The following is a 23,625-nucleotide window of genomic DNA, read 5'->3' as shown; positions in this document are numbered from 1 at the left end:
CTTCCTCATGCCCGGGGTGCCAGCGGCATCCGGGGCTCGAACTTGGCGCGCTTGAGGCTGAAGAAGGCCTTGACGTTGCGCACGTTCGCATCGGTCGTGAACAGGCGCTGCGTGAGCGCGCCGTAGTCCGGCATGTCGCGCGCGGCCACCACCAGCACGAAGTCCGGCCCCGGCGACACGCGCCAGCACTGCTGCACCGCGTCGTCGGCGATCACGCGGGCCTCGAAGGCGTCGAGCGACGCGGCGTCCTGCCGGTCGAGCGAAATCTCGATCACTGCCTGCAGGCCGTGGCCCAGCGCCGCGGCGAGCCGGTCGGGCGACAGCAGCGCGACCTGGCGTTCGATGAGCCCTTCCTCGCGCAGCCGCTGCACCCGGCGCAGGCAGGTGGGCGGCGAGATGCCGGCATCGGCGGCCAGGCGCTGGTTGGTCTGCGAGGCGTCACGCTGCAGGGCGTCGAGCAAGCGCAGGTCTATTGAATCTAGCGATATTGATTCCATATCGGATGAAATTATGGAATAAAAATCCATATGTGAGATTGCACGAAATAAAAGTCCAAAACAACCATTATTAAGAAGGCATATTTCTTTCGAGCCTGCCTACCATTCAGGCTCCTCTCCATTCAAAAGGCAGCTCACCATGTGCGGCATCGTCGGGGCAGCGTCCCATCGCAACATCGTTCCGGTCCTGGTCCAGGGCCTTCAGCGGCTCGAATACCGCGGCTATGACTCGTGCGGCGTGGCGGTGCACGCTGGCGGCCTGACGCGGGCGCGCACCACCTCGCGCGTGGCCGACCTCGTGGCGCAGGTGCGCGACGACAAGGTCGAAGGCCTCACCGGCATCGCCCACACGCGCTGGGCCACGCACGGTGCGCCAGCGGTGCACAACGCCCACCCGCATTTCAGCCATGGCCCCGGTGCCGATGCGCCGGCCGCGCGCCCAGGCCGCATCGCGCTCGTGCACAACGGCATCATCGAAAACCACGAAGCCCTGCGCGCCACGCTCGAAGCCAGGGGCTACGTGTTCGAGAGCCAGACCGACACCGAGGTCATCGCCCACCTCGTCGACAGCCTCTACGACGGCGACCTGTTCGAGGCCGTGAAGGCGGCCGTGCTGCAGCTGCACGGCGCCTACGCCATCGCCGTGATCTGCCGCGACGAACCGCAGCGCGTGGTGGGCGCGCGCGCGGGTTCGCCGCTGATCCTCGGTGCAGGCAAGGACGGCGCAGAGAACTTCCTCGCCAGCGACGCGATGGCCCTGGCCGGCGTGACCGACCAGATCATCTACCTCGAAGAAGGCGACGTGGTCGACGTGCAGCCCGGCAAGTACTGGATCGTCGACAGGAACCACAAGCCCGTGACGCGCGTCGTGCGCACCGTGCAGGCCCACAGCGGCGCGGCCGAGCTCGGCCCCTACCGCCACTACATGCAGAAGGAAATCTTCGAGCAGCCGCGCGCCATCGGCGACACGCTCGAAGGCGTGGAAGGCATCGTGCCCGAGCTGTTCGACGGCATCGGCCAGGATGGCGCCACCGGTGCCAGCGCCTACCGCGTGTTCCAGGACATCGACAAGATCCTCATCCTCGCCTGCGGCACCAGCTACTACAGCGGCTGCGCCGCCAAGTACTGGCTCGAAGGCATCGCGAAGATTTCCACGCAGGTCGAGATCGCGAGCGAATACCGCTACCGCGACTCCGTGCCCGATCCGAAGACGCTGGTCGTCACCATCAGCCAGTCGGGCGAAACCGCCGACACGCTGGCCGCGCTGAAGCATGCGCGCTCATTGGGCATGGAGCAGACGCTGACCATCTGCAACGTGGCCACCAGCGCGATGGTGCGCGAGTGCAAGCTGGCGTACATCACGCGGGCGGGCGTGGAGATCGGCGTGGCGTCGACCAAGGCCTTCACCACGCAGCTGGCGGGCCTCTTCCTGCTCACGCTGGCCATTGCGCAGGCCAAGGGCCGGCTGAGCGAAGCCGACGAGGCGCGCTACCTGAAGGAGATGCGCCACCTGCCTGTCGCGCTGCAGTCGGTGCTGGCGCTGGAGCCGCAGATCATCGGCTGGGCCGAGGACTTCGCGCGCAAGGACAACGCGCTGTTCCTGGGCCGCGGGCTGCACTACCCGATCGCGCTCGAAGGCGCGCTCAAGCTCAAGGAAGTGACCTACATCCACGCCGAGGCCTATGCCGCCGGCGAACTCAAGCACGGTCCGCTCGCGCTGGTGACGAGCGAGATGCCCGTGGTGGCCGTCGCACCGAACGATGCGCTGCTCGAAAAGCTCAAGAGCAACCTGCAGGAAGTGCGCGCGCGCGGCGGCGTGCTCTACGTGCTGGCCGACGGCGACACGAAGATCACGAGCAGCGAAGGGCTGCACGTGATCCGCATGCCGGAACACTACGGCGCGCTCTCGCCGATCCTGCACGTCGTGCCGCTGCAGCTGCTGGCGTATCACACGGCGTGTGCGCGGGGGACGGACGTGGACAAGCCGCGCAACCTGGCGAAGAGCGTAACGGTGGAGTGAGCGCGGCGTCTGGCCTGAATCAAAGTGTTCTTTGCCATTAATGTCTGAGGCAGCGCATTAAAGTCCGAGACAGCGCATTAATGTCTGAGACATGCCCATCGGTCGGGGGAGCGCTAGCGGCTTGGTGCTCCGCTGCCAGGTCTTAGGTATGCCGACCATCGCTGTCGGCCATCAGCTACGGCCAGTCTAGACTGATGTGCGACGTCCAGCGTTGACTGGCGTAACGTCGGCGATCACCGAAAGCGGCCGCTAACGGACTCAATGAGTCAGCGGTCGGTGCATCTTTGACTGATGCATCACGCGAGACGTTGGTCATGGCATCTATCTTTAAGGCCTGAACGTAACGTAGGAACCTCGACTCTTGGACAACTTCACTCGCTACAAGCCGCTTCGCAATCTGCTCCGCCAGTACAACCTGCAAGGCTCCCTAGAAGACTTGTGGTTCTACTTTCAAATGTACGAGGGCGCCTTTCCTATGGCCTGGATATGGGACGGCCGAAGGCGCGTGCCCATCAAAGAGCGGATCTTCAAATGGGAGCTTGCAGTGCTCTCTCGTGAACTGGTGCTTCACGCCTCCCCCACCGGCGCACTCAGGCTGTCGCCCATTCAGGGCCTCATACGCCTTACAAACATGCTCAAGAGTGTGGACAACAACATGGCGAAGGACAACATATCCCCTGAGAGCGCGTACAACAGCTTGAGTGCCACCGGCCAGCTTCAGTTCGCCTGGCAGCGCAATCGCGAATTCAACGCCCTCATGCGCTACTACAAGGTGTTTTCAGCGCCCGCGGTGGAAGCCCTGTTGACGAGGCAAACTGGGGTAACAACACGCGAGTGGTTCCTCGTCGGCTTCGCCATCGCTGGGCACCTTCGCACCCACTTTGGCATATCAAATCGGCAAGACTATTCACCTGTGGGCATTGAGCTCGCGCGGTCGCAAACCGTCTTTGAAAAACTGTCTCAGCCACTCGTCGCTCTTCAAGAAGAATTCAACAAGGCAGCACGGTACGACGACACCTGGATGTACACCTGGAATCCGCTGGCAGCGAAGCCTCTGGTGTCCCTGAACCCCAAAGCGCCTCACCACCTTCATTGCCCCGTTCCGGCCTTCGTCCTCAGTAGGGTGAGCCAAGGGCTTTACTACGAGATCTCAGCGGCCGAGGGCTTCAATAACCCCTTCGGTGCGTCCTTTCAGGCGTACGTGGGCGAAGTGCTGGCCGCAACCTTCCCAAGCCCACGCTTCGACCTTCTCGAAGAGCGCGAATACAAAGTAGGGCGAGCTACAAAGCATGGGGCTGACTGGATACTCACCGACGACCAGGCGAACCTGTTTCTCGAGTGCAAGGCAAAGCGCATGACTCAGGATGCCAAGTCAGCGGTTGACCCAGCCATCATCGGTCAACAGGTGGACTTTCTGGCGAAAGCAGTGGTTCAGCTCTACAAGAATATCGCTGACGCCTTAGCGGGCCACACTCAGTGGCAACCCAACAATCGACCTGTCTACCCGGTGGTCGTGACACTGGAGGACTGGTATCTCTTCGGACCTTCAGCCGACCTCCTAAAGGAAAGCGTCGAGACAAGGATGGCAGAGGCGAGGCTCGATCTCGACTGGCTCCGAACGATGCCCTACAGCGTCGCTTCATGCCAGGATTTCGAAGACGTGAGCCCGACGATTGCTGAAGTGGGCATTGGCGCGTTCTTCGCCGAACGCTCACCGCAACACCTCACGTGGATGCTTCAAGCCTTCGCTCGGGAGCTCTTCCCGGAGGTGTATCGGCGAACCGTTCATCGAGATCTCTTTGAAGACGAGTGGGCAAACATAGTGCCACTGCGGGTCTTGCCAGAAAAGTTCAGACGACAAGAGACTTAACCTGAGGTCTTACAAACGGTCTTTCAGAAATCGATCCGCGCTCCTGACTCTTTGCAGTCGATCACGCGGGCTCCTTAGGCGGCGACACGAGGACCTTCTGGAAGACCCCGACCGTGTTGCCGCTGTGCACGTTGTGAAATGCGCTAACCTTTGTGAAACCCGCCCCCAAGAACAAGCCTTCACTTTCCTTGTTGCCGTCGCGGATTGTGCACTGTAGAAGGCGTGCCCCCTGCTTGATAGCCATGTCTTCAGCTGAGCGAAGCAACCCCTTCGCGTGTCCCTTGCGCGCAGCCGACTCATCAACGGTCAGGTGAAGTACTTCCGCTTGATACCACTGAACCTTCTTGACCTGGACGCAGGCGATAACCTTCTCAGCGTCTGACATTCGGTAAACGTACTCTTCAGCGGCGGCCAGCACCTTTGCGGCGCTGTACTTAACGATCAACTGATTGCGCGAATTGAGAAGCGCGGCGATCTCGTTGGCATTGACGTCGGTAAGCATCTGCTACTACCTCTCCAATCTGGCGGTCAGGAACAAACCCATTGGGGCGGCGGCCACGTCCGTTTGCCTCCCAAATTGCAACAGCAACCGCGTTACATCGGTACGCTGGAATCCTCCTTGCGGAATCGACACATCTACACGAAGCGGCAACAAGGTGGCCTCATGGCCGTCAGCAGGGGAGCTGGCCTCGGAGTCCTGATCGCTCGTCTGCAGCTCAACTGTGCCGTTCGATCTTGTTCCAACAAATGCTTGCCGGATGGCCTCGCGCACTTTCATGGCGCCAGGAGGATCCGTGTCGTGCGCGATCGACTCGCCCGGAACCCAAAATTCGCACTGAGAGAGTTCCTTAGCTATCCCTGTGAATTCCGGCAGCGGCTGATACTCATGCAGTCCATCGGTCTCGTGTAGTAGGCGCCACTGGGTGTCCGAGTCGGTGTAGACGATGGAACCGGTCATGGCTGCCATATAAAGTCCCGTTTCCCTGCTGAGCCCCTTCAACGTTTTGAACTCCCCCTCCTTGCTGCCAGACAGGGGGTCGAGGGTTGCGAGGTCGTCGTTCTCCAAATCACGCTTCATGGTGACAACCACCTGGTCGAGTTGCGTGTCGGACAGCAGATCCCCCGCCTCCTCGGACCGCCGGCGCATGTACTCCTTGAGTTCCTTGGGCGGCAGCCGTCGTATGGCGCGCAGCATCTCGTCCCGGCTCAGAGCTTTTGAGAGCTGCGAGTCTAAGGGTCCGAGTTCCATGTCACCACACCTGCTCTCCATGATTTGCATGATCTCGTTGCGGAAGCCGGGATCAAAATCTAAAGGATCAGGCACGAGGTGCACCTTGCCCGCCCAAATGTCTGGCTCGAGCACGAGCAGCGTGATGCAGTTTCGGAGAGTCTGCTCCTTGAACTTCCCCGGCGACGTGATCGGGCTGTATTCGGGACGCACACCATTGGGATTGATGAACGGATGAACGGCAATGACCTCATCGAAATACGGGAGGATGCCCGTGAGCGTCCTTTGCACTGTGCGTGGATCAACCATGCCAAGCAGAAGTGCGCGGGAGCGCCGGAGTTGCGGCCACGGCAGCAGCTCCGCGAGCGACGTATCTAGTGGCCACAGCGCTGCAAAAGCCTCGTTGATGCGGCGGACGTGATCGTTGTTCAGACGCTCTCGTATCTCCAGCCATCCGGTCGATTTGTCAACCTCGAGGATGCCGCGCACCGCCCTGCAGAGCGCTAGGTTGCGCTCGCGAATGCTCAGCGTTGTCCACGAGGGACGCTCGTGAACCGCCCGCCCGTCACAGCATGCCGAGAAGGCGAACCCACTCCCGCAACCGCAAGGCAGATCAGATGAAATTTCCTTCGGAGACTCCTTGGCGAGGTATTTGTGAGCGCTCGATGTGCGACCAAATGGATCGCGGTAGTCAGTGCGCCCGTCCTTGTAGCCAATGAACGTTTCCCCGCCGAAGAGCCACGTTTGGGACTTCGGCATCAGGACCGGTGCAACACCCTCCCAGCCGGAGAGGTGTTCCCGCTCCGGGTACAGAAATTCCGGATCGCTGGCTGCAACGTACTTTCTGGCTCTGGATTTGATGGCGAAGTTGATCGCTCGGACCTCCGCATCGTTCAAGTCACGACCGCGAATGCACGCGTCGGTGCGAGCAAGTGAGCCGCTGCGGAAGCGCGCGTTTGTGCGCCGGGACAACAATCTTTCGCCGCGTGAATCCACATACTCGAGATTGGTGAGTATCAGACAGTGGTTGGCGTCGAGAGCAAAGATGGTTTGTGATCCTACCAAGTCAATGCCGGGATCGTTGGGATATTCATAGCCTGAAGTGCCAGGCGGGACCAGTTGGTGATACATCGTCACCGGGTGGTCGCTGACGACGAACTTCACCCCGGACAGTCGAGCTGAGACGATCTCCCTTACAGCTTCCGTCCACATTGCGATGTGCATCTCACCAAGGCGCTGCATCTCCTCCATGAGCTTGGTCTGGGACAAAGCACCGTATCGCTTCAGGATCCAGTCGAGACCTTTCGGTGTGCGCAGCTTTTGCGCGTCGATGTAACGGAAAAAGTCGTGAAACCGCTTGTGTATCTCGACGACGTCGTTGGCGATCCATGCGCGGACAGCGGGGGCGCCATCGAAATCAATCTTGCCGAACAACAGGCGCTCTATGTCGTCGTTGAGATCCTCTCCGAAACGCGTCGTGTACAGGTCAACTTCCTTGAAGAGCAGCTTGGGACTATTGGATTCGAGCTCGGGCTCAATTACCGTCCTGTCGTCGCCAACTGGTCTCGTCATCGGGGTGACGTTCAAGACATGTAGCTTGTGTGATCCCTTGGCCAGGAAGCCTCGCTGATACCACTGCGGCACGTAATGATTGTTTCGGGTGAATTGCTCTGGCATCCGGTGCTCGCCGCTGAATGAACCATGATGCCTGCAATATTGAGCGTGGGAAAAGGCAGTCATGTCTGTTGCGACGGCACAAACCCGCGTGTCTGCTTTGGGTACCTACCCGGAATCAGGCCTAGAAAATGGGAAGGAGCGCTATGAACGTCCGGCAGGCGCTATCTGGCAGTGGCGCGAACCTGCTGAGCTGAAAGGGCGGTTTCGCTGGCGGCTTCGAGCTGACAAAGCCGGAGCACATAGACTAGTCCTGCTATGAGATGCTTGGGGTTCTCAGGGGTTCGCTAGTGGCAGTGGGAGCCCCCATTTTTGTGGTCGCGATGACAGCCGTTCTTGTCGGTGCCTCCCGAGTGCGCAAGTGCTCCACAGCTTAAGCAAAGCGCAGCGATCAATAATGCAACCTTCTTCATGATGTCTCCTCGTTCTAATGAGCGCTGGAGTGTGTACCGCCGCTTCTGTCGCCGTGCAGGGGTTTACGAGCGCTCTACCATGAACATGGGATGAGTGCGAGGCATCGAGCATCGAATGTGCGTCAGAATCTCACGATGATTGATCGCCGGGGCCGTTGAATCGAGTTTCTGATTCAGACTGGTTGCCGTCATTCGCCTCAAGCGGTGATCGGGGAATCTGAAGCCGTATGGTTCTGCGTCCCATACTCTTGCGAGTTCTTCCGTGAACGATACCTCAGCCGAAAATCCATTCTCTGAGACGCAGACGTTGCAAGCCCTGCGTGCGCTGGAGGTCTTGGCGCAACAGCTGCGTGATCTCATTGCGTCTATGCCTCCCAAGGAGCTATTGGGTTACGTTTACGCAACACTCGTACTCGGCCTGGGCAAAGGCCGGGCGAGTCTAGATGAGGAGGTGCCTGAGCCTGATACCTCGCCAAAGCAGAACCTCGACGCCGCCCAGTTCTTGCTGGAATATGTCCACGCAGTTTTCGCCACCACTCCAACGTCCATCGACTCAAAATGGGATGAGTCAGTCTGTGCCGAGATCATCCGAGTAGCGGAGGAACTGAAGAATTCGTCCTTGATGATTGCCATGATGATCGCGGCGCGGAGTTCGGAGGCTCAGTTCGGGGCGAATACCAAAACGTTGCTTTTTCATGCACTCTCAACTTGGGTTTTGATGCGCGGGCATCGCTACCAGATGTTAGAGGAAGAGTTCTTCATCTTCGCTCTCGATCCACACGACGATGCCCTTCGGCGTACCTACGGCATCGGGGCCCAGGAAATCGCGGCGGGAATCCAGGCATCCGCTGATGCAGTGCGACTAGGCCATGACCAAGCCGCCCGTGCTCTCATGCGCTCGATTGAGGACGCACAGCGCTACGTGGCATCGCGCGACCAATCGGTTAAGGAGGGAATGGCGCAATGGATGACCGAGCGAACAGAACCAGCGAAGGCGGCTGGCGCCGCGTTCGATGATCTCTTCCAAGGAGGCATCTGCAACGTCAGTCGCCACACTCGTCTTCCAACTTCGCTGCTGGACGACCTATCGTACGAGGTGGCCGAAGAAGCAGAGTTCTTCGGGCCAGGGACATATTCCGGCACACCGTTTCGCACGCTGCCTGCACGCAAAAAGCCGTTCATCAAACTTGATGGCGAACACTACCTCACGGATCCAAGTTTCGCCCGAGATGCGGCGTACCGCGGCATTCTGCACAACTTGTTGATTCGCGATCTTGGATATGCGGATGAATTCAAGAACAAGCAGAAGGAGTGGAGCGAGTCGGCGTTTGCGAACGTCTTCAATGGGCAGTTGGCGGGTGCGAAGATCCTGCGCGAGGTCTACTATCGGCGCAACGGCAACTGGTTTGAAAACGACACCTTGATATTGCTCGATGGCGTGCTCGTACTGGTTGAAGCCAAGTCGGGTGCCGCGGCGACGATCGCATCTCCAGCCTCTAATTTTGATCGTCACGCGAGAGCTATGCGCGATTTGATCGTCAAGGCCTACGATCAGTGCCGGCGGTTCCTCGACTACCTTGCGTCAGCGGACGAAGTGCCGTTGTTCGCGTTTAACGATGGCCGCTACGAAGAGGTCATCCGGGTCCGACTTTCCGACTACTGGCTCATTCTTCCCATTGGGTTAACGGTTGAATCCTTTTCGCCGTTCTCCACAAACAGCAAGCAGTTGCCAGAAGTTACTCCTATTCTGGGCAAGCATCCGTTCATTTCAGTGGCGATTGATGAGCTATTGGTGCTCAATCGTTTCCTCCCAGGCACCGGAGCGCTGATCCATTACCTACGCATTCGCCAGGAGGCAGCGGGTATCAAGAAGCTATTCCTGTTCGACGAGTTTGATCACCTCGGGGCCTACATCACCAAAAACAGATTTTGTGACGCACTGCTTCCGCCGGAGGCGACAGAGGCAGACTTGGTCGTCGCCGATGGAATGAGTTCAGTGGTTGACGGCTACTTCAGTCAGCGTGATTGGGTGCAAACGGCTCCGCCCGCCCAAGCATTCCCTGAGGAACTGCAAAGTGTGTTGGCGTCCTTGGCGCATACCCGCGCTCCCGGCTGGATTGAGGCCGACAGCCTCCTACGCGACTTGGGCTTGGAGGGACGCATCGATGTGGCGGGGGCACTGGAGCCCTTGCGAAAAAGCCTTCGTCGGCAACCGCGCCGCTATTTCGCCCTCCGCCTTGGTGAGGTCGGACTACTGTTCTGGATACACCGCGACGGTGACGCGGCAGAGATCGAGACAGCCAAGCTGAAGGCGCAAGCGGTTGCCGAATCCGTCGACGTCGAGCGGGTGCTGCTGATAATCGTTGGGGTTGATGCGCGAGGACACTACTCGCGGGCAGCTCCCCATTGGATCCAGCGCACCCTAGAGGCATCAGCGGCTGTCCACGCGGACGCGGCGGCGCTCAGCCGAAGAGCTATCAATCCAGCTGCATCGCCGGCGATGGCCGAACATCCACCGCACAAGCCGGGTCGCAACGAGCCCTGTTGGTGCGGTAGTGGAACGAAGTTCAAGAAATGCCACGGTCGTTGAATGATGATCGGCCGGCTGATTCCGCTGCTTCGCCGCCCTTCGCAGATGAGCCGCCGCGGAAACGCGCAGAATCGCAACTTGGTTCGCGAGCCGGAGGCACTAGTCCTCGTCTTCTTCGTCGATCTCATCGGGGGGCGCAACGGTGCCCTCGGTGTCCTCTTCGTTGCGTGAGCCGGCCGTCAAGATGGCTTCTCGCATGGTCGTGACCATGTAGCTCAGCGCATGCACACCATCGCGGAACTGGTCTTCTTGCAGCAAGCGGCGCTTGTCCTCGAAGTTCAGCACCTTGCATCCAGGTGGCGGCTGCCAGCCCTCAGGTATCGATTCAGTAGCGACCATCGTCTGGCCATTCGTGGTGTCCCCGAGGATGGCGCTAAGCATGCGACCCAGGCTCTTCGGGTCTTGACCCGACTGCTGGGGCGTGTCCACGATCAACGGAAATGTCGGGCCTTCGCCGAACTCGTGATGGGATGACAGCAGCGTCAGGTGCATCGCGAGCACGGCGCGCGGTGCATTGCTCCCGCTCGCGCTTGGTGACCGCGAGCTGAGTTTGACCTTCGACGAGATTTCGGCCTTGTTGATGTCCAGCTGGTCAGCGATGGAAACCAGCTTCTCAGAGAAAAACTCTTTGATGCGCTTCTCGCGTCCCTTGTCCGTTAGCGCCGCAAGCTCGTCGTTGAGTTCTTGCTTGCGCGCGGCCAGTGTGTCGATCTCTGCTGCCAGGTCATGACGGGTCTGGTCGTAAGCTTGCTTGAGTGTGGACAAGCTCTTAGCGACGACGACGTCCGCAACCGACCGGCCTTCCCGATTGACGTTGAGCGAATCATTTAGCGTTCGAAGCCGGGCGGCGACGGAATCCAGGTCCGACTGCATCGCCAATTCCTTGGCGCGTAGCTTTTCTGAATCGGCCTGCAGGCGAATCACGACCTCGTGGATGTCTTGAGTGTCCTGCGCCAGTGCTTGGCGCGCATAGAACGTCGTGGTGTGGACATGCGAGCATGTCGGGCACACGAGCGGTGCATCATCCTTGTAGCCTGCCAGGAACGCTTGGTCTTCCACCAGTTCCCGTTCCGAGGCCAGCGCAAGGTTCAGCTCGCCGATCCTCTGCTGGCGCTCCTGAGCCAGAGCTACCAGGCCCGTCCGAACCTTGTCTTGTTCCTCGCGAAGCGTCTGGGCTTGCTCGGAAAGCGCTCGTAGTTCGTGGGCGAACTGCGTCTCGTCGATGGCCGTCGTCTCCGACGGCAGCATGGCGACCACCCGTTGATACGATGAGTCTTGAAGCTTGGACTCAGCCTTGGCTATCTTCAGTCGATGTGCCGCTTCGTCTCGCTGCAACTGGCTGCGGACGTAGGCTGCGGGCTTTAGGCCGGTGAACGAGTTGAACACCGAGGTCTGCCAATTCGCGAACTGAGTTAGATCCGTGAAGGTCGCCCACTTCGTCCCCCAGCCGTTGTCTTGGTCGACGTAGAACGGTAGCAGGGCGTAGCTCGGTCCGGCGAAGTCGAACTTACCTTCCTCATGGCGCTGCAGCTTGAGCGGGAAGTCGAACGTCTCCGCGAAGAACTGGGCCCACGCCGATGCCGACTCCGTGGCGAAAAGCAGCAGGCCGAGGTCATCGAAGGCCGCACGACGGCGGTTCTGCCGTACGAACGTCAGTGCTCGATTCCCGATAGAAACGTCCACCGAAGCCACCACGTTCGAATCGAAGTCGCCCGTGGCACGTCGGGCCGGCTCGCAGCCGAGCGCCCAGACAAGGTGTTTTAGGACTCGCGACTTGCCGGTGTCGTTACCTCCCGCGAGGAGATTCTTCCCCGCGTTGAACGTCAGATATCGGGCGCTCGCGTCTTTTTCGGACAGTATCCAGAGCGCGTTGAACACTACGGGTCGGTTCATTCTTCAGCCTCAGGTTGCGGACCAGTCGCAGAAGCTGAAAGGTGTCGGAGTGGTTGTGCATCATTGAGAATCATCGCCATCAAACAATATAGAAAGCCATCGTTGAACAGCCGTGCGTCTTGAATGTTCAACGCTCGAAAGTCTGCCAGCCAAGCTGGCAGGCGGTCCTTGATGTGACCGCGTGCCTTGTAGTTGTCGGTACTCGCAGCAAGTTGTACCAGCGCCTCAGCCGATGGCCAGACGACGCCCGCGCGGTTGGTTACTTCGGCGCATGCGGAGCTCGTCGCCAACTGCATCGTCTTGACCATCTCGAAGTCGGCCAGTTCGGCGTTCAAACGCGCGATGATTTGCTCAACTAGCGCTTGGGGCCGGACATGCGCGTCGTTCGCGGCCGCGAAATAATGAGTGACGTCCGTTCGTGTGACCGCGCGGCTGAGTAGCTTGGCAAAGTCCTTTGAATAGGAGCCTTTTCCAGCTCGCTGTTTAACATACGAAGCGACCAAGCACACAGCTACAAACGGCGCCTTCACCTCGAGGCCCATTTTGTCGTTTTGGCAGAGCTCCACGAGTTCGCCGATGACGAACTTGTGTCCTTCATCGGGCGGGCAGTTGGTGATTCGCAGGATGAAGTCTTCCAAGTTGACCACTTCGTCCGTTGGAATCTCGAGCTGTTTGCGCAAGGCACTCTCGACCTTGGTCACGGCTTCGGGCGTGAGCTCGTCGAGTTCGACTTCATCGACGGTCTCGTCTTTGTCGTCGTCGCCGATACCGACGTAGAACGGCGCGTTCGAGGCGAACACCAGCGACGCGGGTTGAGCGAGTGCGCTGAAGCGCCGACGGTGGAAGTAGAGCTTGGCCAGCGTGGAGGGCACGGCCTTCTTTACCTTCGTCTTCACCGCTGTAGGTAACGCGCTGCCGCTGATCGTCTTGTTCGTGACCGCCGTGTCCTTGACCAAAGTTTCCTCTGCGGCCGTGGCGGCCAATAGGCCATGCAACGTCCAGCGGTGCGAGGACTCGTTCTTCTTGACCTGGATAAATCGGACGTTGCTGGGCTGACTCGACGAATTCAGCACCGCGATGTCTTGCTGCCACTCAAGCACCACGGCGTAGTCCTCGCCCGTCGCGTGGGCCTTCAGCACCTCCAGCACTGCGAGCCAGATCTGGAAGCTGAATCCGCGTACAGCATGGATACCGCCCGTTTCGTCCCCGCTGTAGTCCTTGAACAGCGAAAGCACATCGTTCAGGCTCGGCTCCGTGTCTGCGCGCGCGTTGGTCATGCGCGAAGCATATAACAGGTTGTAACTCAGTCGCCGCTTCCGAACCTTTGCATGAAGCTTGACTTGCGCTGCAGCGCAACCGCAGTGGGCGGCGCTGCATTGGAAAGCCTCCTCACATTGCTCAGGCGCTTGCATGCGTCTATAAGCGTGCGGCGGACGACAACGGCGGTGGGGGGCCGTTCGCTGTCCGATATGGATGGTCCGCCAACCAACGGCTGGCAAGTGCTGTCCTGAATGTTTCGGGTCTTCCGAGCTTATCTCGAAGACGGCGGCGACGAAGGAAAAAACGCGGGGAGTAGCGTGGGCTAATCTGATCTTGAGATTAACTTCAGGACGGCTCTGCTCGTGACAATGTAGCGTGAGCTTGCGAGACAAATGCGAGAACGGATGAGTGAGTTCCAACCCTGGTGGGACCGCTATTCCGCCACTGGATAGAAATCCACCTTCCCACTGACAAATTCTCCGTCGGTGCGACGCATGATCTGTATGGTGATCTTCGAGAGGAATTCGCTCTCTGCTGCCATCCACTTGATGACCTGGGTTTTTTCGTCGCCGCCAGCTATGTTTCCCCCAGTTTCGTGTCCGGCCAGGAGGTCTTGCACGACCCCGGCAGCAAAGTCCGGAACGCTCAGCAAGTCGTCGAGGTACGACTTTCGCTCGAACGATTTCCCAAATCCCATCACTGCCGACCTTTCCTCTGAGTACATTCCGAGCGCGCCACCCAATATTTTTTGTGTGTCAGGGAAGCCGCGCCCAAGACTAGTCTCGTTGATCGCATCGTTATCGCAGTACCAGAAGAGGGGCTGATCTGTCCTGGTGAGCAACGAAATGAAGATTGCGAGCGAGTGGCACACGCGCAAAACTTTTTCACCTGCGCCCTTTTTCCAGCGACCTAAGCCCATGCCCGAAAGCGTCTCTTCGATACGGGCGGCACCGCCGAACAAAGATTCGATCTGCTTCTCTACAGCAATGGTGACGACTGCGCCGTGGATCAGGCCATCGACCGCACGAAGAAAATCCGGCAATGCCCGACTGCGCGGCCCCGACGCGAGCCTCTTGTACCTGAACTCGCTAAACGGCTCGAGGATCTTGTGCTTCCGTCGAAGTTCTTGCACTGCCAGCTCGAAGGGTTTGACCTTGTCAAAGGCTAAGATGAGGAATCCATAGGTGTTGAAGCGCGCGCCGGGGTGTTCGCCACCAAAGTCGGTCATGATGGCGACGCTCTTGGCATCCGAAAGATCCGGAAGTTCTTTGAGTTGCTCGATTGCGTTCGCGACAAGGTGTGCAAATCCAGGCGTCTCGCCGCGAAGTGCGGACAGATCAAAAGGTCCACTCTTCCTTATCTTTTGACGGATGGGGAGCCGCGGTTTTCTCATTGAGGCGTTCTTTTGGCGGAGTGTGATCGTGCCTGAATTCTAGGCAGCGGGGAACAGAGCCGGTGGGATCGCGCCCTGTGTGGAACCGTTCAACGCCTTTACATAGTCAACGCGTCAGCGGGCCAGCCCTCAGGGGAGGCTGCTCGAAGGGCTGTATACCGAAATGAGTGCGATGAAAACCTCACCCGTTCTCGATCTCGGTGGCGTTGCATTTCTCCCGGCCTGGCTGCCGGACGAAACGTTCTTCAGTCTCGCAAGTCGATACCACCTGCTGACAGGGAACCACCTAGCGGCACATACAGCACTTGCTCTGTTCGGCGACCGAAGGCAGGGTTGCCAACATGATTTCCCCTCGCGCTTAAGTCAGTTCGTGAATCGCACGGGGGATGCCTCGTTGAAGGCAGAAGACATCGTCCTGCAGAGAACGATTCTCCCGTTCTACCTGCCACTCAGAACGCCGACAGAGGCGCAGCAAGCACTGTCATCGCTGACTGACGAGCCTCACGGAATGCTGAAATTCAGGCTCGGGATTCTGACGAGCCGATTCCGAGGTCACCACCCCCTCAAGGCGTGTGCAGCTTGCATGGCAAACGATGCTGCAGCGTTTGGGACGCCTTATTGGCACAGGGCGCATCAGTTTCCCGGTGTCTGGCTCTGCTCGACGCATCACCAGGCGCTTAAGGAAGCGACCATCAAATCGACTGGCGTCGAGAGGTTCGGCTGGACCCTACCGCACCACGAGCGGCTTCGCGATTCCATCGAAGGCGAAATATCAGCCGAGGTGATCTCCATGCTCGGCAAGCTCGCCTCGTTGGTGGCGAACTGGGTCGCACTGCCTGTGGGAACCCACTTGTCCTCCGTCACTTTGAGCAGGACCTATAGATCAAAGCTCCAGGACGGCTGCGCACCGACGCCCGGAAAGCCAGCCAAGCGTCGTGAGTGGGCAAAGGCGTACTGCGATGCAGTCGCGGCATTGCGCGTGGTTCCCGAACTGGCCGGCTTGCCGGTGACGGAGCACCATGCGATGGGGCAGATTGAGCGGTGGCTCTTCCATCCGCGAGGAAACACCCATCCACTACGGCATCTGTCGTTGATCTACTGGCTGTTTCCGGAATGGGAGACGTTCTGGCAACGGTACGTGGAGATTGGCTCGTCGATCCCCAAGAGAGAACACCCCATGTCGGCGCGGCCCGAGGAGCCTGACCCCAGACACGCGACCGTTCTAGCGCTCATTAATTCGGGGCGGTCCGCTTCAGCCGCCGCGGCAGAAGTTGGCGTGGACGTGAACACCGCAATCGCCTGGGCGGCGAAGGCCGGGATATCCGTCGTCCGGCGGCCGAAGACGCTGAGGCCGGACAAGCTGTCCGCTGTCATTACCGATCTGCGCAAGGGAGCGGACAAGGAGATCGCGGCCCATCGGCACGGCATCTCGGTCCAGACCGTCACCCGGTTACTCCGGTCGGAGGTCGGCCTCCGGGACATCTGGCAGGCGGCCCGTTTCAGGAAATATCAGAAGCAAGCCAGGTCCAACTGGTCGGCGCAGATCGCGCGCGCGCCGGAAATCGGCCTCACGGCGCTGCGTGCGAAGCAGCCTGCCGCATACGCCTGGCTTTACCGAAACGACCGAGATTGGCTCCTGGAGCATTCCCGACAGGTCCGATTGCCGCGCACACGGGGAGCCGACAGCAAGGTCGACTGGGATTCGCGCGACACCGCCCTGTCCGCCGAAGTTCTCCGTGTGGCAGCTGCGATCGCAGATCGGATGCGGCGTGACCATGTCGAGCTCTGGCGACTGTATCAAGCAATACCGGAGTTGAAGGCGAAGCTCGGTGCGCTTGACCGATTGCCACTCACGCGAGCGGCGATCGAGTCTGTGACTCGTCGGCACCGCCGAGCAGAAGTCCGGCGCCTCATCTGAAATCTCTATCCGAATGGCATGCAAATATGCATAATATTATGCATGCCGATACCCTCTGCTCTCCGCGCCGAAGCCCTGCTCGCCGCATCTCGTGCACGCGAGATTGGCTTGACCCAGGTGGAAATTGCAGACGCGTTGAACGCAAGCCAATCGCAGGTCAGTCGAGTGTTGGCGGGCAATGCGAAGCGGCGATCTCGTCTGTTTGACGAGGTATGCAAATATGTATTTTCGGTTCGCGAAAGCGCATCAGCATCCACTCCTCCAGCGGAGCTGACCGAAGCGCTCAACGCGATCTGGGACGGCACTCCCGAGCACGCCAAGGCACTGACTCTCGTCATCCGTAGCTTGGGCGCTCTGCGCGTCACTGCGTCCGAAGGCAACCTGCGGCGAGCAACCTCCAGGGGCACTGCATGATTCACGCACCTTGTCTGATGCCGGACGAAGACGCGCGAGGTTACTGGGGACGCGTTCTTCGCTTGAACGCTGTGCCCGCCGCATCGGGATCCGAACTCTCGTTCACGAGGCGTGCTCGCCGTCAACTGGCCGGGGAGTGCAACACCCAGAACGATGTCGCCGCCGCCATCAGCTCAGTGGCTGGGATACCCGTGGCGGCGTTGATTCAGGCTCACACACTTGTGCCTTACCACGGTGCGGTGGTTGGGACCGTCAATTCAGATTGGTGTGATGACAGCTACGTAAGCTGGGAGTTGAGAAACCGTGGCACAAGCACCAGAGCCCACGTTCGAGCCCTGTGCCCCATGTGCGCGGACGAGGATCTCCGCTTCTGGGGATTCTCATACTGGCGCAGATCTCATCAGATCGACGAGTTGGTCTGGTGCCAGAAGCACGAATGTCCACTCTTTCGTACGATCGGAGCGGATACATGGCAAGCCCTGCCGCACGAGCTGCAGGAGAAAGCCCGGCCAGCCTCCGATGCAGTGCTCGCTGATGCAAAAGAAAACCCTATCCTGCGGCGGTACGCGGAAATGTGTTCCGAACTCTTGCATCGTCCCAGGCCACTTGCCAGCTTCCAGGTTCTTCGCTCCCTCCTGCCGCGCGCATACGCACGCGGCCTCGTTGTCGAGGAGCAGGCAACAGGAGCGAGATTGAGCGACATGGCCGTGGAGCGCATCTCTGGCCCCTGGCAACAGCTCTTCTGGAAAGAACTATCGAGCAAGGCGTCGGGCGCTTATCTGCGGTCGCTCGATGACACCTTGGTGCGGCTGCGGAGTGGGTCATGGCGCCATGGCTATGCGCTGGCTTTTGCCTTGCTGTACGAGTCTGTCGACGAAGCGTTCAATGATCTGCAAAGAAGGCTTCCGACCTACAGATCCCTTGTTCCCTTGCTCAATGCTGAAGCCGCGCGGGTCGGGCGCTACGCAGCGGCGCGCAGGAAAGAATGCGTCGAAAATCGCCCTGAGCGACTGCGCTTGGCTGTGAAGCTGGTACTGGGCGGCTCGCCGCTAAATTCGGCGGCATGCTCGGTCGGCTGGGGAGGGGATTCGGTCGGCCGAATGCTTGTTCAATGTCTGACGGAAGGGGATTCTCGCCTTGAGCGTGAAACGAGTGAGCGCGATCATTTGTCTGCGCGTACGTCCGTCTGAATGTCCACCGCGATGTTTTTTTCGGTGGCGAGCGGTGGGAAGGTATCGAGCCCATAGGTGCGCCGCTTCACCTCATTGCGGTAATTCTCATCCGTTTCCATGCGGTCAAAGTGCATGGCTGCCGCCTTCAGCCAGTCGCCCAGTTCTGCAGATGGCGGTTGAGAAGATACAAGTTCATCCGGCATCAAGATCTCCTGTAAAAGCGTCTCGGTGTGAAAGAGATGGTCGACACCAAAGATACCAGCCCTGAGCCGATTGCTGTCCGATCGGAGGTCACCTGGCGGTGCCCATCAGATCTTCGTACTGCTGCAGCTGGCGTGGGTCATTGCTCAACAGGGCCGCCACAGCGTGCCTCAGCGGTCCCAGGGCATGCTCTCTGACATGCCTGAAGTCATCGAATGACAGGGCATCAGCCTTGCGATGGATCGCCCTACGACTGGCATGGAACCACGCCATCACGGCCAGCCGGGGAACCCCCGCGCTCATGTCGAACAAGAGCCGCCTCAATTCGTCAGAGGCAAGCAGCTTCTCCGGCAGCCATTGGTAGTGACACAGCGTCGGAAACAGCCGTTTCCGAAAGAAGTCGTCGTCTGCGGATTGCGCATGGGAAAAGGTGTGGAAGCCCCCGCTGAGCATGCGCTGCGCGGTGCTCATGCGCGTGCCCAGGGCGGCCAGGCCGTCCGGCGTCGAGCAGTAAAGCGTAGGAATCTTGGAGGAGTTGGACAGGGTCAGCAGAAACTTCAGAGCCTCGTCATCCACGATTCGCAGCTCTGGCCGTTGCCCGCTTCGAGCTCTTGCCGTTGCCTCGCGCTTGGCCTTCGTCTCGATCTTGAAGAGGTTCTGCATCTCGTCGAGAACCAACAGACCCAAGAAATTGCAGGAGATCCTCTGAAGCCATTCGCGTGCCAAGGCGGAGCCGTTGTGACGGCGCCCCGAGAACAGGTTGTTCGCGTGGGAGGTGCCCAGAGCCTTGTCGGTGGCCCGTGCCAGGTTGTCCACGAGGTCGATGATCTTGCCGGACTCCGGCACATCGACCTTGAGCCAAAGCAGTTGCGGGCTTGGCTTGGCCAGTCCCGCCATTTTCTCGTGCCTGACTACCTGCGGATAGAGATGGAGCGCACGCTCGATGGCCGTCGACTTGCCAGCGCCGGAAATCCCGGTGACCATCGCGCCCAACTGGATCGGGCTGACGGCCGCCTGCGCGCCAACGGTGCTGTAAATGCGCCCCCAGGTTGCCGGGTCTGATGGGTTACGGTGGACGTAACCCTGCGTCAGCATGAAGCCGATGGTCTGTGCCAACTCAATTCCAGCGGCGGTGGGGATGTGCATCCGAAAGATGTCAGCGACGTGATGCTCCAGCAGGGCGCGGGAAGGTTGGACAACTGCATCCGGCTTGGGCGGCAGATAGATGAGGCGCTTGCCGATCTCGGCAGGCTCCATTGGAGGACCGCACGCATCAATCAAGATGTTGTCACGATGCGTCGCGAGCCCGTTGCTCGCAGCCTCGAGGTGCACCGTTGTCATTGGGCGGCTTCCCGATTCATGGAGGAAAACACCTCGTCCATCAACGCGTCGTAGCCTGGGTCAGATGCGTCTTGGAAAACCCCGCCAAGATCCGATGTATCTGGAGGAGAGAGTACGGCGTTGGATCGGGACAAATTTTCCAGGATTCGTGCTTCACGCGAACTTGGCTTGGGCCCTTCGTAGAGAGCGTCAGCCGCTGCGGTGTGCTCAACGGCCTGCTTGCGCAGCAATTCGTTGGCCTCGATGTTGCGCAGCGCAGCTTGCATGCGCTTGTATTCTCGGTCGTCACGCTTGCACCGATCCACCATCAGAGCATCACGCCATTCCTCGCTGGAGATGTCTGGCCCTGAGCGAGCGCTCGCGCGCAGTGAAAACTCATTCAGAACGCCTTGAGGATCTGGCCACCAGAAGCGAGACACCGAACCGGGGAAGTGAAAGACCGAATGTTCGACGGCGCCGAAGTTTCTGGCGTGTGCAGTCCACTCCTGAACGTCTGCGATCTTGGCCTCGTACTGGAGGGATTCATGGAAGACGCCATCCCGACGTGCGACCGCACTGCCACGTTGCAGCAGCCCGCCGATCAACTTGTCCTGGGCAATTGCCTTGCGGTAGCCACACCCGATTTCATGACCAAATCGCCAGAGCCCGGCCGGCGTGGGCTGCACGCCGGCGCCGATCATCTCCACCGTCAACCGCTTCGCGCGGTCCGCGAAGAGGTTGTAATGGCTAAAAATGCCGTGGAGGTAGCGAACATATTCGCGCAGAGTCAGCGCAGACTCCTTTGCGGTCGGACGGTTTTCCAGTTCTTTGCGTCTGGCATTAATGGCACCCGGCAGAAAGTGGTACTGCTGATCCTTGGTGATACGGTGCAGGACTTCTACCAAGCCCTTCATGTCGGGACGGTAGGGTGGATCAACGGCGAAGTTGATGCCCAGCGAAAGACAGGTTTGCCGTGCGCCCGCGCTCACGTATTCGCCTCGATCGGTCCACACTTGGAAAGGCGCTGTCGGGGTGGGCGTCAGGACCTCGACGTATTCGAATCCCCAAAGCTCTGCCATCAGGCGTGGATCGCAGCAGGTTGAGAACAAGGCCAGCTTGGCGGTGTTCCACGATGGCCCTGACAGGCAAACATAAAATCCCACGATGGCTGTAGACCAGATGTCGACCACGAGATAAACAATGGGTCGTCCGATAGGCCAGGCACGATTGACGGAGCTGCGCAGATGGATGTCGCCAATGGTGGCGTCGATCGCGTAGGCATGCCCCGGACCCGCGACGTTTTCATAGACCTTGCCACGAAGGCCTCGGAGGTTCCGCTGAAAGTGCCCTTGGGTAGTCGCGCGCAACACGCGTTCCAAACGCTTCATGCCACTTTCAAGAATGTGGCGGACCTGCCGCTTGTTCGGGAAGCTTCCTTGAGCCGGCGCGATGCCTTGCCGTCCAGTATCAGTCTGCTCGTACTGCGTGACGTAGACGCGCTGAACGATCAGATCGTACAACGCGCCAAATGGCAATCCCCCTTTGGTCAGGAGTCTTGCATGCTGAAGAATTTTCGTCCGGTCTGCCTCGGTGGTGGGACGCTGCGGGTGGAGTACCGGTTCGCCGAGACGTTCTGGCAGGCATTTGGGCCCCACCTTTTTTTGACCCATCTGCCTCGGACGTAGCACGCCAGGTGCGCCGCATTGGTCGAACCGCGGCTGCAAAGAGCACGCGTCGAAACCATGCTCGCAGAGGAGTTTCCAGAGGCGATAAGTCGTCGCCCTCGTACCGTCGCCGGCCTGCAATGCACGCTTGACCACAGGACCAATGCCCGAGGTGCGAGTCAATGCGTCGGCGATCAACTCATGATCGAGGAACGGCGCCATTTGCCGCTGCCTTCGCTCCCAGATACTTCTCTCGCCTTCCTTGAGATCCTCGGCAGACAACAGCAACCTGCCTGGTGGACGAAGATCGACGGAGGCCAGTTTGCCTTCGGCCTCCATGGCATCCAGCGTGGCGAGTGCCACCTGCGCCAAGCTGCCGACCACGTTTGTCTCGTCGCTCTTGACGTGTGCTTCAGCAGTCTCCGCCCATGGCCCGATGTACGCTAACCATACCGTTGTCGCGCCGATCGGCGTGGCAACCACTCGGTAGAACCCCCGGAGACCCTCGCCGTCGGCACGCACCACCGCATTGAACATCAATGCGACCATGATGTCCTCCTTGAAGCAATGGGGTTTTGCTGCCAGAAGTCGGCGACCGACAAAAGTTCCAGAGGCTCTGCCACACGCACCATTCGGTTCAGGTTGCCCGGTAGCTGGCCGGACCAGATGGATTGCCAGAGCACGCACTGGGCCATCCGGGCATCCACAGCAAAATGGCGGCTGATCAGTTCGCAGCAGTGCGGCCAGATTCGCCCCTCCAGATGCGACGCCAGGGCTGAGCACCCATCGAGAAGGGCGGGGGCCACGTCGGGTTGGCCGACCGTGAATGGCATGCCGATTCTGATGGCGGTACTGACAGCCTTGGTATAGAGCTCGGGAGTCAGCAGAAGCCACGAGACGCCCTGGCGTTGCCAGTACTCGCGTTCGATCTGAAGCAACTGTCGCGTGCGCTTCGCAGTGAGGTCTTCACAGTACTTGGCGCTGACTGCAAGCAGCTCGGCTTGGCCTGCCAGGTTTCTGAGCGTCAGCACAACATCGGTCGTCATCACCCACGGCGATGCATCTTTTCCGGCACGTGCCAGGGGATGCCGGTATCCGAGGTCTTCGGCAATCTGCCGCGTTCCGAGAGCCTCCCCTGAGACGCCCGCGACATACGTCGCCAGTTCGGGTGGGTGCTCATCGTGGGACAGCGGGAATTGCTCTCGAAGGTCGACCACGCCTGGCAGCATGGAAGCGAAGGCGAATACCACCAGCTCGAGATCGGAGAGCAGATGATGAAGCCGACCAAAACGCCAGTTCAGAAGATGAGAGCGCCCGCGACTACTGGGGTCGTCGCGCGTGACCTGATGCCACGGCTGATAGCCTGCTCCGGTCCCGGTCCCACGCCCGGTGCTGCGCCATTTCGCCAATTTGGCGGGCGTGAATCTTTGTCCTTTGCGCATGTGCGCTCTCCTTTCCGGCCGCACGACTGCGGCCATCCGACGATCGGAAAGGAGATGCCCTTGACCCGCGAGCGAATCACGGGTAAATTCATTTCACCTAGAAATCTGGGGCATCCCCTCAGTACGAAACGCCACCGGTTTGCCGACCTGTGGCGTTTTTGTTTGTGCGGCTATTTGTTCGTCGGCAGCACCTCCTTGGTTGCGAGCACGGCTTTCATGCCTTCTGCTCCACGGTCACAACGGACGCAGACTCGACGTCCTCTGAATGTCGTGCTCTGTCACGCTCCGTCACGGCATGTCGTTGTTGGCTGAGCCAGATGGCCACGTCACGGGCCAATGCGAATCGCCCTCGGCGATTCGGGATCTGAAACAAGGGTACGGGGACGGTATCGCGCGTCACCGCCTGCCGGTAGGCGGCAGTGGAACGATAGCCAAGCGCCTTCACCAAGCCTTCGGACGACAGGATGGGCCCGAACTGGCGAACTATTTGTTCGTTGAGTTCACGCGCCAGATCGTCTGCGAGCGGATCTGATGGGTCAGCTTTTTGCACGTCTCGCCTTGTCACATTAGGTCTTCCAAATGCTATGGTGCTGAGACACGTCGGACAAGCGGCATGATGACGATGAATCGTCACCCCATTTTTCCAGCGAGATCAC

Annotated in this window: 18 protein-coding genes and 1 pseudogene; 7 read left to right on the top strand and 12 right to left on the bottom strand. The window is 59.7% G+C overall.

Annotation, left to right across the window (positions count from 1 at the left end):
- Window positions 1–5 precede the first annotated feature (5 nt).
- The gene (locus ASD05_RS22625) at window positions 6–497 is read right to left on the bottom strand and encodes an Lrp/AsnC family transcriptional regulator (protein ID WP_056597315.1); all 492 of its coding nucleotides are present in this window, start codon (window positions 495–497) and stop codon (window positions 6–8) included.
- A 139-nt stretch (window positions 498–636) separates the two neighbouring features.
- Between ASD05_RS22625 and glmS the strand changes: the two genes are divergently transcribed.
- Together glmS and ASD05_RS22615 are read left to right on the top strand one after the other, a co-directional pair.
- Entirely contained in the window at window positions 637–2,517 is a 1,881-nt protein-coding gene (gene glmS, locus ASD05_RS22620) for a glutamine--fructose-6-phosphate transaminase (isomerizing) (RefSeq protein ID WP_056597313.1), read from the top strand.
- Between the two features lie 361 nt (window positions 2,518–2,878).
- Complete coding sequence (locus ASD05_RS22615) at window positions 2,879–4,387, top strand: hypothetical protein (RefSeq protein ID WP_056597311.1); 1,509 nt, start codon at window positions 2,879–2,881, stop codon at window positions 4,385–4,387.
- 61 nt (window positions 4,388–4,448) lie between these two features.
- Here ASD05_RS22615 and ASD05_RS22610 read toward each other — a convergent pair whose 3' ends face one another.
- The 3 genes from ASD05_RS22610 to ASD05_RS30240 form a co-directional block, all read right to left on the bottom strand.
- Window positions 4,449–4,889, bottom strand: coding sequence for a GNAT family N-acetyltransferase (locus ASD05_RS22610; protein ID WP_056597308.1), 441 nt, complete (start codon window positions 4,887–4,889; stop codon window positions 4,449–4,451).
- A 6-nt stretch (window positions 4,890–4,895) separates the two neighbouring features.
- Window positions 4,896–7,355, bottom strand: coding sequence for a DUF4238 domain-containing protein (locus tag ASD05_RS22605; RefSeq protein ID WP_157610230.1), 2,460 nt, complete (start codon window positions 7,353–7,355; stop codon window positions 4,896–4,898).
- A 221-nt stretch (window positions 7,356–7,576) separates the two neighbouring features.
- Window positions 7,577–7,702 carry a YHYH domain-containing protein gene (locus tag ASD05_RS30240; RefSeq protein ID WP_157610228.1) on the bottom strand — a complete coding sequence of 42 codons (126 nt, stop codon included), beginning with the start codon at window positions 7,700–7,702 and terminating at the stop codon, window positions 7,577–7,579.
- A gap of 262 nt (window positions 7,703–7,964) precedes the next feature.
- On the opposite strand from ASD05_RS30240, the gene ASD05_RS30235 reads away from it, so the two are divergent.
- Complete coding sequence (locus ASD05_RS30235; RefSeq protein ID WP_157610226.1) at window positions 7,965–10,292, top strand: YecA family protein; 2,328 nt, start codon at window positions 7,965–7,967, stop codon at window positions 10,290–10,292.
- Window positions 10,293–10,391: 99 nt separating this feature from the next.
- On the opposite strand, the gene ASD05_RS22595 is transcribed toward ASD05_RS30235, so the two are convergent.
- The 3 genes from ASD05_RS22595 to ASD05_RS22585 all read right to left on the bottom strand — a co-directional run bounded on the left by ASD05_RS22595 (window position 10,392) and on the right by ASD05_RS22585 (window position 14,838).
- Entirely contained in the window at window positions 10,392–12,185 is a 1,794-nt protein-coding gene (locus tag ASD05_RS22595; RefSeq protein WP_056597302.1) for an ATP-binding protein, read from the bottom strand.
- Window positions 12,182–13,462: a dsDNA nuclease domain-containing protein gene (locus tag ASD05_RS22590; RefSeq protein WP_056597299.1), complete on the bottom strand. Its 1,281-nt coding sequence runs from the start codon at window positions 13,460–13,462 to the stop codon at window positions 12,182–12,184. Before ASD05_RS22590 ends, ASD05_RS22595 begins: the two co-directional genes overlap by 4 nt.
- 416 nt (window positions 13,463–13,878) lie before the next feature.
- Window positions 13,879–14,838, bottom strand: coding sequence for a hypothetical protein (locus ASD05_RS22585; RefSeq protein WP_056597297.1), 960 nt, complete (start codon window positions 14,836–14,838; stop codon window positions 13,879–13,881).
- A gap of 172 nt (window positions 14,839–15,010) precedes the next feature.
- Between ASD05_RS22585 and ASD05_RS22580 the strand changes: the two genes are divergently transcribed.
- The 4 genes and pseudogenes from ASD05_RS22580 to ASD05_RS30830 all read left to right on the top strand — a co-directional run bounded on the left by ASD05_RS22580 (window position 15,011) and on the right by ASD05_RS30830 (window position 18,360).
- On the top strand, window positions 15,011–16,756 hold the full coding sequence (locus tag ASD05_RS22580) for a TnsD family Tn7-like transposition protein (protein WP_162248903.1): 1,746 nt from the start codon (window positions 15,011–15,013) through the stop codon (window positions 16,754–16,756).
- Between the two features lie 42 nt (window positions 16,757–16,798).
- Complete coding sequence (locus ASD05_RS29670) at window positions 16,799–17,170, top strand: hypothetical protein (RefSeq protein ID WP_082572248.1); 372 nt, start codon at window positions 16,799–16,801, stop codon at window positions 17,168–17,170.
- Window positions 17,167–17,604, top strand: a pseudogene (locus ASD05_RS31090) (TniQ family protein); the annotation flags it as partial. The gene ASD05_RS29670 and the pseudogene ASD05_RS31090, both read left to right, overlap by 4 nt.
- A 258-nt stretch (window positions 17,605–17,862) precedes the next feature.
- A complete protein-coding gene (locus ASD05_RS30830) occupies window positions 17,863–18,360 on the top strand; it encodes a hypothetical protein (RefSeq protein ID WP_235508064.1) in 498 nt (165 codons plus the stop codon).
- Here the strand turns inward: ASD05_RS30830 and ASD05_RS30230 are convergent.
- The 5 genes from ASD05_RS30230 to ASD05_RS29660 all read right to left on the bottom strand — a co-directional run bounded on the left by ASD05_RS30230 (window position 18,333) and on the right by ASD05_RS29660 (window position 23,519).
- Complete coding sequence (locus tag ASD05_RS30230) at window positions 18,333–18,545, bottom strand: hypothetical protein (RefSeq protein WP_157610224.1); 213 nt, start codon at window positions 18,543–18,545, stop codon at window positions 18,333–18,335. The genes ASD05_RS30830 and ASD05_RS30230 overlap by 28 nt on opposite strands.
- A gap of 88 nt (window positions 18,546–18,633) precedes the next feature.
- Window positions 18,634–19,884, bottom strand: a complete 1,251-nt coding sequence (locus ASD05_RS22575; RefSeq protein WP_056597292.1) for an ATP-binding protein — start codon at window positions 19,882–19,884, stop codon at window positions 18,634–18,636.
- Window positions 19,881–22,076 (bottom strand): DDE-type integrase/transposase/recombinase, encoded by a 2,196-nt coding sequence (locus tag ASD05_RS22570; protein ID WP_082572244.1) that lies wholly within the window; start codon window positions 22,074–22,076, stop codon window positions 19,881–19,883. Before ASD05_RS22570 ends, ASD05_RS22575 begins: the two co-directional genes overlap by 4 nt.
- Entirely contained in the window at window positions 22,064–22,969 is a 906-nt protein-coding gene (locus tag ASD05_RS22565) for a TnsA endonuclease N-terminal domain-containing protein (RefSeq protein ID WP_162248902.1), read from the bottom strand. Before ASD05_RS22565 ends, ASD05_RS22570 begins: the two co-directional genes overlap by 13 nt.
- A 214-nt stretch (window positions 22,970–23,183) precedes the next feature.
- Window positions 23,184–23,519, bottom strand: coding sequence for a hypothetical protein (locus ASD05_RS29660; RefSeq protein ID WP_200955471.1), 336 nt, complete (start codon window positions 23,517–23,519; stop codon window positions 23,184–23,186).
- Between the last annotated feature and the right edge of the window lie 106 nt (window positions 23,520–23,625).

The organism is Variovorax sp. Root434, from assembly GCF_001426595.1.
Taxonomy (GTDB): domain Bacteria; phylum Pseudomonadota; class Gammaproteobacteria; order Burkholderiales; family Burkholderiaceae_C; genus Variovorax.
This window is presented reverse-complemented; position numbering and strand designations above follow the sequence as displayed.